Source organism: Coprococcus sp. AM14-16, from assembly GCF_003434675.1.
Taxonomy (GTDB): domain Bacteria; phylum Bacillota; class Clostridia; order Lachnospirales; family Lachnospiraceae; genus Coprococcus; species Coprococcus aceti.
In genome coordinates this window covers 64,358-78,022 of sequence record NZ_QTLL01000002.1, presented here as the reverse complement: position 1 = coordinate 78,022, position 13,665 = coordinate 64,358, and the positions used below count along the sequence as shown (strand labels likewise).

Annotated in this window: 9 protein-coding genes and 1 riboswitch; all 9 genes read left to right on the top strand. The window is 44.6% G+C overall.

The window, feature by feature from the left end:
* Nucleotides 1-2: 2 nt before the first annotated feature.
* The 9 genes from DW159_RS06505 (at nucleotide 3) to DW159_RS06465 (ending at nucleotide 13,535) form a co-directional block, all read left to right on the top strand.
* The gene (locus tag DW159_RS06505; protein ID WP_117549549.1) at nucleotides 3-731 is read left to right on the top strand and encodes an XRE family transcriptional regulator; all 729 of its coding nucleotides are present in this window, start codon (nucleotides 3-5) and stop codon (nucleotides 729-731) included.
* Entirely contained in the window at nucleotides 718-1,839 is a 1,122-nt protein-coding gene (locus DW159_RS06500; RefSeq protein WP_117549546.1) for a hypothetical protein, read from the top strand. The genes DW159_RS06505 and DW159_RS06500 overlap by 14 nt, the downstream gene beginning before the upstream one ends.
* Before the next feature lie 145 nt (nucleotides 1,840-1,984).
* The gene (locus DW159_RS06495) at nucleotides 1,985-2,809 is read left to right on the top strand and encodes a hypothetical protein (protein ID WP_117549543.1); all 825 of its coding nucleotides are present in this window, start codon (nucleotides 1,985-1,987) and stop codon (nucleotides 2,807-2,809) included.
* A gap of 273 nt (nucleotides 2,810-3,082) precedes the next feature.
* Nucleotides 3,083-3,226: riboswitch (cobalamin riboswitch) on the top strand.
* Between the two features lie 162 nt (nucleotides 3,227-3,388).
* Nucleotides 3,389-9,631 carry a DUF4430 domain-containing protein gene (locus DW159_RS06490; RefSeq protein WP_242992631.1) on the top strand — a complete coding sequence of 2,081 codons (6,243 nt, stop codon included), beginning with the start codon at nucleotides 3,389-3,391 and terminating at the stop codon, nucleotides 9,629-9,631.
* A 44-nt stretch (nucleotides 9,632-9,675) separates the two neighbouring features.
* Nucleotides 9,676-9,957, top strand: a complete 282-nt coding sequence (locus DW159_RS06485; protein WP_055271920.1) for a homing endonuclease associated repeat-containing protein — start codon at nucleotides 9,676-9,678, stop codon at nucleotides 9,955-9,957.
* Nucleotides 9,958-10,131: 174 nt separating this feature from the next.
* Complete coding sequence (locus DW159_RS06480; RefSeq protein WP_242992630.1) at nucleotides 10,132-10,524, top strand: helix-turn-helix domain-containing protein; 393 nt, start codon at nucleotides 10,132-10,134, stop codon at nucleotides 10,522-10,524.
* A gap of 41 nt (nucleotides 10,525-10,565) precedes the next feature.
* Nucleotides 10,566-12,467, top strand: a complete 1,902-nt coding sequence (locus DW159_RS06475; RefSeq protein WP_117549540.1) for an HD domain-containing phosphohydrolase — start codon at nucleotides 10,566-10,568, stop codon at nucleotides 12,465-12,467.
* Between the two features lie 21 nt (nucleotides 12,468-12,488).
* The gene (locus DW159_RS06470) at nucleotides 12,489-12,896 is read left to right on the top strand and encodes an Hpt domain-containing protein (protein ID WP_158547589.1); all 408 of its coding nucleotides are present in this window, start codon (nucleotides 12,489-12,491) and stop codon (nucleotides 12,894-12,896) included.
* Nucleotides 12,897-13,109: 213 nt separating this feature from the next.
* Nucleotides 13,110-13,535, top strand: coding sequence for a hypothetical protein (locus DW159_RS06465; protein ID WP_117549536.1), 426 nt, complete (start codon nucleotides 13,110-13,112; stop codon nucleotides 13,533-13,535).
* The last annotated feature ends 130 nt before the right edge of the window (nucleotides 13,536-13,665 follow it).

Below are 13,665 nucleotides of genomic sequence, written 5' to 3'. Positions count from 1 at the left end.
AAATGCTGCTTATAGGATCCAGGATTCAGGAGTACCGGAAGAAAGCCGGGCTGAATCAGGAGGAATTTGCGGAAAAGATGGGAGTCAGCAGACAGGCTGTGTCCAAGTGGGAGAGGGATAAGGCGTATCCTGATTTGGACAGGCTTGTGTGTATATGTGAGATTCTGGATGTACAGGTTGGAGAACTTATATATGGAAAGGGTGATGAGCCGGAGGCGCCGGAAGAGGTGTCCGGGGATGGGACTTCAGCGAATAATGCTGTCCATCTGAAGAATCTCAGGGGAAAAGGCAGGCTTGCCAGATTGAAAATATTATTTTGCGTGATGGCAGCCATATGCGTTTTCTGTGTAATTGTGGTGGCGGTGCTGTTTGTGAGGAACGAGTGGATCAGCCATTCAGATAAGAACGGAAATGTGCGCGTGGAGAAGGTGTATCAGCAGTATACAAAAGCTGATCTGGCATATTTGGATGACAATGGCCGAAAGATCATGGATACTGTGTGGCTTGATGTACCGGGGGTACGGGATGGAGATTACATACAGTTGTACACAGGGGTGGACGGTGATGGTCTGTTTCTGAATTACAAGACATCAACCATAATTGCCGCAGCATTTGTCATGCTGGTGTTTATTATTCTTCTGATCCTCATTGGGCTTGAGATAAGAAGGATGAAGAAAGAAGATACACTTCAGATCATACTTGAGGATAAGACAGCCGATGAAAAAATGTAAAAAAATTGTCTGCGCGATCGTTATAGCATGCATACTGGCGGGAGCTGCATTTGTCGCTCTTGAGTTTATGGGCGTTATTGATCTGAACAGTGCGCGGAAGACGGAAGAAAAAAGTGAAACTGAACAGGATGGAAATAAAATAGCTGACGATGAGACAGAGCCTTGGCATATAGTGTTCAAGGGATATGCCTTCTCTGTGAATCCGGTAGGACAGGCAATCATACATGAGAGTGGCTGCCTTAATATAAGAAGCTGTGATGATTATCTGATACAGATCGATGTGGAGGATAAGACGATGGCGGATTTCTGGGACAACAGAGAGCAGCGCAAGAAAAATATTGAGGACGCAGGTTATGTGATGGAGCTGGAGCCTGAGAAGTTCGAGATACAGGGGAAGGAATATATCAGATACATAGCGAGTCTTGCAAATGAACGAGGTGCGAAGTTCGACAGATCATATTTTTATCAGCTTATATGTGATGCCGGGGAAGGGCAGCGTTTCTTTACTTCGATAAGATTTGATGAGATAGATATAGATGCGCTGAGCGGGTCGGAGAGAGCTGAGGTATATGAGAAGGCTGCCGATGAAGCTGTGGCCATTGTTGCGGGGGCCGTTCCCACAGATGAGACAAATGATATGACAGGCTCATACTGGCAGGAGGACGAAGCTATGGAGACGGGAGTAGTGGACAGTGTCGTGAATGGAGATACTACCGTGTCATATGAAATCCCTGAAAATTACAGCCTTCAGAATGAGGATTTGTCAGGTAAGACATACTATTCAGACGGTGATAAGATCACGGTTGTGACTTCGATCGTACCGTATAGTTGGATGACAGCATCTGATATGGCAGACAGAAAGACCGGGGCCGGAATATCAAAGGTAACAGAGGAAGGTCAGTGTGAGGTAAATGGTGTGACATTTTATTACTACACATATTCGACCTTATATATAAAGGACGGCAAGAGAAATATCACATACTATTTTAATGCATATGCTGATCTGAAGGATGGGAACATATATACAGTCAGCGGATTTGCCGATGATAATTCGGATGCCATGGACAGAGACACTTATTATAGTTTCATGAACATTACGGAGAAATAAGCACTATAGATTGCAAAAAAGTGACGAGAACACCTATGGTTTCGGTTTGCTACCCATAGTTGCCCCGTTGCAACCGATTACGGCTTGATAAAATATAGTGACATTCTTAATAATAAAGCCACTAGGTTTTAAGGAGGATTATTATATGAGGAACAAGAAAATGCTGATTGCAGGACTTATCACGGTGGTGATGGGAATTTCTATAGTTGGATGTGGAAATGATGGCAAATCCACCAGAGAGACGGAGTCAACAGAGCAGGTAACCGAAACGGAAATGGCAACGGAGGAGGAATCTGAGGCTGAGGATACAGGTGATACTGAATCTGATGATTCATATGCAGATGAAACCGATTACAGTGAGGAATCCACAGAATTTAAGATGCCTGTATATGAGGATTTCACATTGGCATCGGGACTCAGCGAGAATTACGCAGATCTTGACAATAGGTCATTTGTATATAATGGAAAGAAATTCACTTTAGGTGAGTCCACCTTGAAGGATCTTATAGACGGTGGAATACCATTTGAGCAGAATTCACTCAATAACAGTGGTAACAATGTAAATAAGAATTACGAAACTGACAGATATACAGCTGAAATCAATGACTATGTAACGATGCAGTTTATGTTTGGCAACTTTACTGACAGTGAGCAGAAGGCAGAGGATTGCGTTCTCTCATATGTAAGGTATTCACACCTTTTTGTGCCAAACCCGGATTATGATGCCAGCATGAATGCGGAGATCAGTGAGATGATGATTGACGGTGCAAGGCAGGTGAACTTCTCATTCCCTACAACTATCACTAAAGACCAGTTGCTTGAAAAGTGCAGCGAGAATGCAGAAGTAGATGGCAAGATAGTCAAGTACAGTGTAGATTCTGAGGTTTATATGGGAAGCAGCGGCTATACATTTGAGTTTGACGATACAACAGGACAGCTCAAAGAGGTCAGAATAAGCTGGCTTCCGTAACTAAAAAGTAATCAGAATAAGAGCCAGAAGAAAAGCCGGATATCTCTATAAAATAGGGATACCCGGCTTTTGTAAACCAAATGTATGCTGTGGACAGCAGAATGAAATCCAAAGGTATTCTCAGTAATTTCTCTCTACTTACATATTATGCAGAAATGTGTGATATGGATAAAACACATATCTCACCTTATTAATAAAATATGACAAAAAAGTACATTAAGTGGTACTTGGAGTTGACAATTCCCCGATTCACAATTACTATAAACCCTGTGATTTCATAGTGAAAATCTGCTCGGATGCCGTCCTGAAAAAGCATCCGATCAGGGGGAAATTCGGTGAGAATCCGGTGCAACCGCCATTACTGTGTTAAGACTTGTGTCTTTCAGTCAGAATGCCCGCAGATTTTATGAGATTTCCGGCCGCGTGACGGCGTCTGACAGACACAGACAGCCGGGATATGCGGAGTACCCGGATGCGGATGACACGACAGTTCATCTGTTAGCTTTTGGGCGTGGGAAAAGCAGAATACATATTCCCTGCTTTATAACCTACAATTAAATAAAGAAAGGAAAATAGGAGATGAAACGAATCAGGACATTGATGCTTTCATTCTTATTGGCATGCGCAGTTTTAGTGGCACCATTTGCTTCAAATGCAAGCTGGGGCTATGTTCAGGCTGCCGCCGCAGAGAGTGATGGCGAAGTTGATTACAGCACTGAGTACGTTGTGCTGTCTCTTGAGGGATTTACTCTTGGCCAGGGATTCTATATCGAGCCAGAGAGAATGTCCTACAAAGAGATCGGTGAAGTCTGGAAAGAGGAAGGCATAGACATCGACCTGTCTAAGCTTACCGTATCACAGGCAACTTACGCGTTTTTCAAGAAAGAGGGACTTGAAACAGAACCTTCAGGAACAGACAAATACAACAGTTCCAGTTATTATCTTGCCAATGTAAAGGGCATTGATAAGGGAGCTGCAAATGTTCCACAGGAGCTTAAGGATGCTTATCAGAAGAAGAATGGAAAGGCACTTGAGCTTAAGGACAAGACTGGAAAAGATCTTGGCCAGTTTGACTATTTCAGCATGTCTGGCTGGATGAACACAGTTGACAATATACTGGGAAATGTCGGCGCAGGAGAATATCAGGTAGATTCTGCAGCCGGAGTAGACAATACACACGTTATCCGTTGGCAGTTCACGCTCGCAGATTATGGCGCAGATCTGGGATATGGCTACAATCCGGATAAGAATACATTTGACTCTGAGTATGCATACTATGAGACTCAGGACAAGACAGAGCTCTATGTGCTCTATGCAGAGCATGCAGATGAGATAGCTAAGGACGAGGCTCTACGTGAAGAGGTTCAGGCGGTCATGACAGATCTCACTGCAACTGCAGATGAGGTTCAGGCAGTTGAGAAGAAGATCAGGGGCGACAAGAGAAATACAGTATCTGTAACCATGAATTATTCTGCTCCTTACATGACTCTGGCTGATTCAGAGGGCAATGAGATTGAAGTTGGAGAGCCTGATGGCAGCAAGTATACCCTTGAGCTTGAGCCGGGTACATACCGTCTGTCAGCATATCAGAAGAGCGGTGACGAGAAGACAGATATGGGATCTATAGATCTCGTAGTCACAGACGATCCACAGCAGTCATACAGCATATACAGCATCACAGATATAGCATGTACAGGTTATGACACTGTAGATGGCAACAAAAAATATTGGAAGGAAGACGTTGACTATACCGTCACAGGTAAGGTTATGTCTCCTGACAATGTGGACAGACATGCAGAGTTTGTAAAGACCAGGGAGGGGTCAGATGACGCCTGGGCAAAGTATGCAGGACTGTTCTACTATGCTGATATGGTGTCAGTGACATATGATCCGGTTGGAGATAGAGCAGATGACTATATCTCTAAGACTGTGTCAAACACACTTACATCCAACAGAAGCTACGGTTATTCAGTAGCTCTTGCAGCGGCAAAGACAGTAGAGTTCACAGTTCCAGAGGGGACTGAGCTCAGAGTTGGTACACTTTCAACATATTATATATATAAGGATGAGGCTGGCATCAAGATGGACAGCACAGATGCCGGATATGACACATACAAGTATAAGCTTGGAAGTGGTATCACATATTACTACCGTGTAACTGGCGGAGAGGGAGTGACATACTGGAACTGGTTCTCTACCACCACGGACAAAGAATACAAAGTAACAGCCGAGGATATGTATATAGGCAATGATACATATGACCCGGGAACGATCATACATGACATGTCAGCCAGCAGATCAGATGTCGCAGATATCTACATGACATCCAATGAGAAGGGCTATGTGTCAATGCAGAAGGGTGAGACATACAGCCTTGAGTGCTTCCGTAACTGGCAGGCTATAGAGGGAATCATGAATGCCAAGTCAGCAGAGCCTGATTACCACTATACAGTCATTGATGAGAATGGAAACGTATCTGATGATGTCATCAGCGTAGTTCCGGGAGAGCACTCAGAGGTTGCTGAGATCCAGGCGAAATCAGAGGGTACAGCGATCCTGCTTGTAACCTATGACGCCGAGATCAACAAGCCTGGTATGGGCGGTTCATTCTTCAGTGCGATCTGGCCTGAGAACACAGGTGTAGTCGTATTCACTGTAGGAAATGACGGCTCAGACATTCAGACAAATATGACATTAAATGCAGGACGCAACACAGAGACTGCTAAGACTGCTGTAGACAATCTGGATGCACAGATCGATGTTCTGTATTATCTTGAGGGAGCAGCCGGTGCAGAGTACACATTTACACCGGAGGATGGAGTGGCAGTATCAGTTCTTCATCCACAGATCACGGGAAACAAGCTTACATACAGTGGATTTACAACAGCAGATGTCAAGAAGAATGATGATGGAAGCTACACTGTAAGCGGGCTCACAGAGGGATCAAACATAATAAAGGTGACAAAGGACGGAGTTAGCACATATCAGGTAGTACGTGCAAAGGAAGTCCCGGTATCATACACATATAAGAACGCTGATGGTGACGAGATCTCAGCAGATGAACTCAGAGCCGGTGATACCATAGAGGTTTCATATGGTAAGCGTACAGAGGATGGCAAGAAGGCATACGACGGTCTGTATATTCCGGCCAACAAGCTTGCAGGAATTTACAACATGGCCGGAACTATAAAACTGTCAGATGGTGAAGGAAATGAATTCTCAGGAGCAAGCAACCAGTATGCATTTGCATCGACTCCTGCTGCCCAGACAGTTACAGTCAAGATACCTCAGTATTTTGCAGGTGACGAGTACACGCTGAGCGGAGTTCTGTATGAGGGCGGATTTGGTTCGCCATACGGTTCACACAGAGAGGTCCGCCATGCAACAGGAAAGCCTGTACAGATGGCAGCAAGCGTACGTGTGGCATACCTTGGAAGTCTCCCGGATATGTCATTTAAGCTGGCAAAGACAGACTTTGTCCAGGTAAAGCTTGATGTAGTGGATGGTGCTACAAACGAAGCAGTAGAAGGATATAAGGTAAGCATAAAGGATACTGAAGGAAATGCCGTAACAGTAAAGGACGGCAGCTTCAATGGTCTTGCAGGCAGACAGTACAATTACACTATGAAGTGTGCCGGATACATGTATGCCGAGGGAACATTTGAGATCCCGGAGGATACTTCCGGCGAGATGTCACAGACCATCAGCCTCACAGCGTCAAGTGCAACTGCTTGGGATGGCGAGAGCAAGACCGAGCCCGAACAGGTTGACGGAGTATACCAGATCAGCACAGGTGCAGAGCTGTACTGGTTTGAAAATGAGGTAAATGTCAATAAGAAGGTCGACATAAATGCAGTGCTCACAGCGGATATCAACCTTGCAGGATATAGCTGGACACCAATAGGTACATCGGGTGCCATATACATGGGTTCATTTGACGGCCAGGGACATACTATCAGCAATCTGTATCAGAATGATATAGGCTACTCAGGAATATTTGGACAGGCGGGTGCAAGGATCAGCAGCCTCACAGTAGAGGGAACTATCATCATGAGCACCAAGACTGCAGCAGGAGCGGTTGTGGGATACCTGTATCAGGGAACCACAGATGCACCGGCAAGAGTAGCAGGTTGTACATCTAAAGTAAATATCACTTACACAGGCACAAATACATCAGCTTCGATAGGTGGTCTGGTAGGATACTGTAACACGAACAAAATAAGCAACACAGTGATTGAGAACTGTGTAAATCATGGAACTATTAAGGCAGAAAACGGTGGTACCGTCGGCGGAATCATAGGATCTATGAGCAGCCGAAATATCTGCGTACAGAATTCGACAAACTATGGTGACATCACTGCCAAGACAAATGTTGGTGGAATACTCGGAAGCCACAATGAATACTATCCACAGGATCCTGGATGCAAGATCATTTCATGCTACAATGCAGGAACGATCACAGGCCAGACAAATGCAGGCGGTATTGCAGGTGTTTTCAAGGGTAATACGTCAAATGACGCAGGCGTGGAGATCACAGACTGCTACAGCGCAGGAACTGTAAATGGCAGCGACACAGCCACAACAGGCGTATTTGCAGGCTATTCAGAGGATCTGACAATATCAGGATCTGCATATTCATGCACAGCCGCAGCAGATGAGAGCATCACAGAGGATCAGGCTTCATATGTATCGGCTGCTAATATAGAGGCAGTCAAGAAGCTCACAGTTGACACAGTTACCAAGATCAATGACGGAGAGGCCATCTTGAACGTGGCACCTGCAGCAGAGATCATGGCAAATGTTCCTCTGACAGCAGAAGATGGAGAATTTGTAGAGACATACAAGAAGGTAAGAACTGTAATTGACGGAGTTACTATCTTCAACATAGGTGTATATGACTACACAGCAAGTGCAGCCGGAATAAATGGTGCATCAAAGGATGGAGTTATCCTTAAGAACACAAAGGTTGAGGCAGCTTCCGCGGTTGACGCTGTAAAGCGTGCACTGGATAATGCCGGAATAGCCTACGATATTCAGGAGTCAGCTTATGGCCCATATATCGTATCTGTAAACGGACTTGCATCAGTTGCTGACTACTCAATGTCAGGATGGATGCTGTCATACAACGGAGACGACTTTGACAACGGTGGGCTTGGTTCACTGGCTGCAAAGGATAACGACACTATCGAGCTTCACTATGAGCTCACAGGAGCAGATGTAGCAGCATCATTCTCAGGACTTCCTACATTTGAGTCCATGACAATAGATGGAACAGAGATAACATTTACCACAGAGACAGAATACGATGAGAATTGGAATTCTATCTACACATACAAGGCAAATGGAGAGGTTCTGAATGGAACAGGAACAAAGGCTGATCCATTTGAGGTCGGTGTTGTATTGCCGGAGAGCGCAGATCTTGTAAAGCTTGACATGACATACAAGACAACTGCGGATGGCCATTATGTTGTGGTTGACGGACTTTCAGCCAAGATCAACCTGACAAATGATGTTGTGTGCAGGATCACATCAAGAGGTGGAAGGACTGCATGGTACAAGATCATGGCAGTGACAGCACTCACTGAGGACAATACAAAGCTTGAGATAGCAGACGCAGAGTACACTGGAGAGGAGCTCACACCGGAAGTTACCGTATATGTAAATGACAAGAAGCTTGATCCAAGCAGCTATGAGGCTACATACAGTGATAACGTAAATGCCGGAAAGGGTACTTGTACAGTAAAGGGAACTGGTAAGTTCTCTGGTACAATTCAGGGCGAGTTCGAGATAAAGAAGTCTACAAAGACGATAACTACAGAAAAGACTGAGATCGAGGTTCTTGAAAATGCAGAGCCATTTGATCTCAAGGTTACAGGACAGGGTACACTTACATTTGCATCATCTGCACCAGAGGTGGCAGAGGTAGATCCTGAGACAGGACGTGTGACAGTCAAGGCTGTCGGTGAGACTGAGATCACAGTTTCATCTGAGGGAACAGAGAACTACAAGGCTGGACAGATCGTTATCAAGATAACAGTCAAGGAGGTTCCTGTAGAGCCAGAGGAGCCGGATACAAAGGTTACACTCACAAAGGACAACACAGTTATAGAAGTTGCAGATGTGACATATACAGGCAAGGCACAGAAGCCTGAGGTTACAGTAACAGTTGACGGTAAGAAACTTGAGGCGGCTGATTATACAGCATCGTATGCAAATAACGTGAACGCCGGAACAGCCAAGGTAACTATAACAGGTAAGAACGATTATACAGGCAGTGTTGAGCAGACCTTCAAGATCAATAAGGCAGACCAGACAGTGACAGGCAACACATTATATGTATACAACAGATATATAACCGTTAAGGCTGCCGGTAAGGGAACTGTAACTTACTCATCAACAAACAAGAATATTGCGATAGTGAACAGCAAGTCAGGTCTTGTGAGAACCAAGAAGCCGGGCAGAGTACAGATAAAGATCACTGTCTCAGGCAACAGCAATTACAACAAGGCAAGCGGAATCGTAACTCTGATAGTTACCCCTGCAAAGTCATCAATAACAAAGCTTGCATCAAACAGCAGCAGAAGTCTTAAGGTGACCTACAAGAAGGTAAGCGGTGCTACCGGATATCAGATAACATATGCTACAAACAAGAACTTTAAGTCTGCAAAGACAAAGTATGTGAGCGCAAAGTATGGCAGTGCAACTATCAAGAATCTAGCAAAGAACAAGAGATACTATGTGAGAGTAAGAGCTTACAAGACAATAAATGGCAAGAGATACATGGGACTTGGCAGCTCAGTGAAGTCTGTCAAAGTAAAATAATTCTCAGGCCATAGAAACGCAGAGATGATCCGGAGGAAAGAGGTATGGAGAACAAGAGAGCTGGCTATACACGTGAAGAATGTTGTCAGATGCTTCTGGACGCATATATTTCACTTGGAAGATATCCGAAAAAGTCAGACTTTACACCGGAGCAGGTTGGCTGGATAAAATCCTACCTTGGGCCATGGCCGAGAGCCCTTGAGGCCTGTGGCATTCTTCCTGACCGGTCTGCGGAGCGGGCTGAGGCAAAGAAGCATAAGCGCATAGCTTCCAAGAGGAAGATGACCCAGTACAAGCTTGCGAAGCAGAACGGGAAAACTGAATAAAAAATTTTAAACCACAGGTTTACTTTTAACCTGTGGTTTATTTGTGTTATAGTATCTGTAGATTCCTTCTGACATATTTTATTATTAGTGTTCGGGATATTGACCCAGTTATAAGACTATTGGAGATATTGGTAGTCAGATAGTTTATAGCATTTACAATGGGAGGTATCATTTATGACACAGAACAATTTTCCAATGATCGACCTTTGCGCAACAGGCAAGAGGATCAAAGAAGTGAGAGAGCAGAAAGGAATCACCGTAAAAGCATTGCAGGCATTTCTCGGGTTCAATGAACCTGTATCGATCTACAAGTGGCAGAGGGGCGAATGCCTTCCTACATTTGACAACATGTATGCAATGGCCTGCCTATTCGGGGTAGGAATTGACGACCTTCTGGTGGGAAACCGCCAGGAGGTCGTTTTTGTTTGCGCGCCATGGGCGCGCTCTAACGGGTGTCATTTATCTCTGGGGATGGAGATGGCGGGCACCTCCGTCCCCATTAAATATTTGATTAATGTTGGTAGTATGTTACAATTATATTTATATGTAAGTATAAACTTTAGCTGATCTGGGACCGGAATAATGTGCGTGAAATGGGGGGATTCGGTATGAAGAATGCAGGCAAGAGGCAGTATATACTGACGCTGATAGTGAGTTTTATGGCGATTGTGGTATTGTCGTTATGTACGATCATGACATTTTATAGGAAGTCAGTGAATGATACTCTGGCTTTGGCGGCAGAGACTGTTAAGCAGGAGCAGGAATATATGAATTCGTATCTGAATCGAGCCGTGGATGCGGTGGAAGTTACGAAGATCACTGTGGAGCATATGATGAGAGAAGGCAGGCCGGGGCAGGATATACTGAACTTTCTCACGAATGAATCGGATTATTATCTCCAGGATATAGATGCGGCGTTCACAGGTGTATATGGCGTTATAAACGGCGAATACCTGGATGGCATAGGCTGGGTTCCCGGCGATGATTATGTGCCTCAGGAGCGCGCATGGTATAAGGCAGCAGTGGCGGCAGACGGCCAGCCAACCCTGGGCCAGCCGTACATCGATGCGCAGACAGGAGATATTCTGATGTCAGTCAGCCAGTTACTCTACGATGGCGAGAGTGTAATATCTCTGGATGTAACACTGGATCCAATACAGTCAGAGACGGAAAATATCAAATTAAATGGTCAGGGATATGCATTCGTCTGCGACAAGTCAGGATTGGTGATAACCCACTCGGACAAGAAAGAGGTAGGCCAGAACTACACTCAGGGAGAAATGTCTGTACTCATGAAGGGGATAGCGGACAATGACGGCGAACCGTTTCAAACAGTTGTTAATGATAAGAAGGTGACAGTTTTCAGCTATTCCATAGTAGATGAATGGTATGTGGTCATGGTCATCACGAATGAGAAGCTGTACCACGGAATAAGAAAACTGATAGGCCACGATATAGGCGTTGGAATAGTTCTATACATAATTATAGTGTTCTTCTGTACCAGATCCAAGAATAGTACGGATGCGATCATGAGCCGGCTCGATGAGACAAATAACGAACTCACAGACCTGAATAATATGGTCATGCAGGCATTTGCCAAGACGATAGATGCAAAGGACAAATACACAAAAGGTCATTCTGTGCGAGTCGCCAGATACAGCCGTGAGCTGGTGAAACGGATGGGCGGCACGATCAAGGAGCAGGACGAGATGTATCAGATAGCACTGCTCCATGATATGGGCAAGATACGTATTCCTGACAACATAATCAACAAGCCGGGAAGACTTACGGATGAAGAATTCTCCATGATAAAGCTTCACTGTGTAAATGGATACCATATTCTCAAGAATATAAATGCATTTCCGGACCTGGCGGTGGGCGCAAAGTATCACCATGAGAGGTACGATGGAACAGGATATCCAAGTGGGCTCAAGGGAGAAAATATACCAAGGTGTGCAAGGATCATAGCGGTGGCAGACAGCTACGATGCCATGACATCCAACCGAAGTTACAGATACGCCCTGCCGCAGAAGATAGTGCGCGATGAGATGGAGAAGGGCAAGGGCAGTCAGTTCGATCCGGACATTGCAGAAGTCATGCTCAGGATGATAGACGAGGATGAAGACTACCACATGAGACAAGCCGAGAAGATGGTAAGCAATATCCTTGTTGTAGATGACGAGAAGATAAATATCAGACTTATAGAGAATATCTGCAAAAATGAGCCTCTCTACAAGGTTATTGCGGCAGAGAGTGGAAAGCAGGCCATAGACATAGTGGGAAATCAGCAGATAGACCTGATATTGCTGGATATTGAGATGCCAGACATGGATGGCTTCCAGACGCTGGAAGAGATACGCAGGATTACAGATGTACCGGTTATATTCGTAACAGCTTATAAGGATTATAAGCTGATAGAGAGAGCGAGACAGATGGGGGTTGAGGATTACATTACGAAGCCGTTCCTTCCAATAGTTTTCCTTGAGACCTTGTACGGAGTTATCGGTTAAATACAGATGGGGGGGACGACTTTGGAAAAGAAGCTGGTGAGGGATGTGTTGGATTTAGACGTTATGGGAAAACAGGATTCAGACACATCCTGTAAAGAAGTTAACATTGACCATGAGAAGGGTCTTACATACTGCGGGGGCAGTGAAAGCTTTTTGAAGGAAATAATTTCAATGTACGCAGCTGACGACAAGCGCACAGAGATACAGAAGGCTTTTGATGAAAAAGATTGGGACGGCTACAGGATATTGATACATACGGTAAAAAGTACATCCAGAACGATCGGAGCCATGGAGCTGGGCGATGAGGCGCAGGAGCTGGAGAATGCGGTTAAAGAATTTGATGTGGATATGATCTGCAAGATGCATGAGAGTGTGATGGCTTCTTACTCGGCTGTACTTGACTGGTGCCGTGTGACAACCGCTCAGTAGGTCCGATATTTTCACAAGACGATAGAATGTAGAACATAGTGCACATATGCAATATTGCAATATGCACAAAAACAGATTACTAATACATGAATACTTGTCATTTTCCCATATAATAATACGTCATTATGATATACAATATTGTATTATTTGAAAAATGGGGGAGACCAGGCATTTGTTAAGCAGACAGATCCATCAGCCATAAAGTAGAATGATGTGATATCATTTTATTCATCGGATCCGGCTCTTTCTGGTGCGGTAAATACACATAGAGTTGTCTCGATAGAGACGGATGGTAATAATTATAGGTATATTACAAAGGGCGACGCCAATAATGTGGTGGATCGTTATGATGTGGACTCAAGAGATCTGCTTGGCAAGGTGGTGTGGTCATCACTCATACTTGGCAAGATAGTGAGACTTGTGTCCAACCCTCTTATATTTGTACCCATAATTCTTGTTCCGCTTGCCATTATACTCATAGCCAACCTAGTAAAGACTGTATCCTATGCAAGAAAGATAGCAAAGGATGAGGAGGAAGCAGCTATAAAAGAGGCGATCCAGTATATAAGAGAGAAGAATCTCAGAGAAACAGGTGACACGACAGAATCCAATGAGAATTCAGAGAGAAAGTCGGAATAGTGGGTCTATAGAAAAAAGCACACAAGATTTTGAGATCTTGTGTGCTTTTTGATATTCGCAAAGAAAAGTGAAAATGTTCCATTCCTTTGCGAGTAAAAGCTGCTGAAGCAAGTCCTGGTATGTGTCGATA

What these genes read in the sequence shown, in the direction of transcription:
- DW159_RS06485 (WP_055271920.1), top strand. Translation starts at nt 9,676, where the DNA reads ATGGAGAACAAGAGAGCTGGCTATACACGTGAAGAATGTTGTCAGATG.
- DW159_RS06495 (WP_117549543.1), top strand. Translation starts at nt 1,985, where the DNA reads ATGAGGAACAAGAAAATGCTGATTGCAGGACTTATCACGGTGGTGATG.
- DW159_RS06490 (WP_242992631.1), top strand. Translation starts at nt 3,389, where the DNA reads ATGAAACGAATCAGGACATTGATGCTTTCATTCTTATTGGCATGCGCA.
- DW159_RS06505 (WP_117549549.1), top strand. Translation starts at nt 3, where the DNA reads ATGCTGCTTATAGGATCCAGGATTCAGGAGTACCGGAAGAAAGCCGGG.
- DW159_RS06475 (WP_117549540.1), top strand. Translation starts at nt 10,566, where the DNA reads ATGAAGAATGCAGGCAAGAGGCAGTATATACTGACGCTGATAGTGAGT.
- DW159_RS06500 (WP_117549546.1), top strand. Translation starts at nt 718, where the DNA reads ATGAAAAAATGTAAAAAAATTGTCTGCGCGATCGTTATAGCATGCATA.
- DW159_RS06480 (WP_242992630.1), top strand. Translation starts at nt 10,132, where the DNA reads ATGACACAGAACAATTTTCCAATGATCGACCTTTGCGCAACAGGCAAG.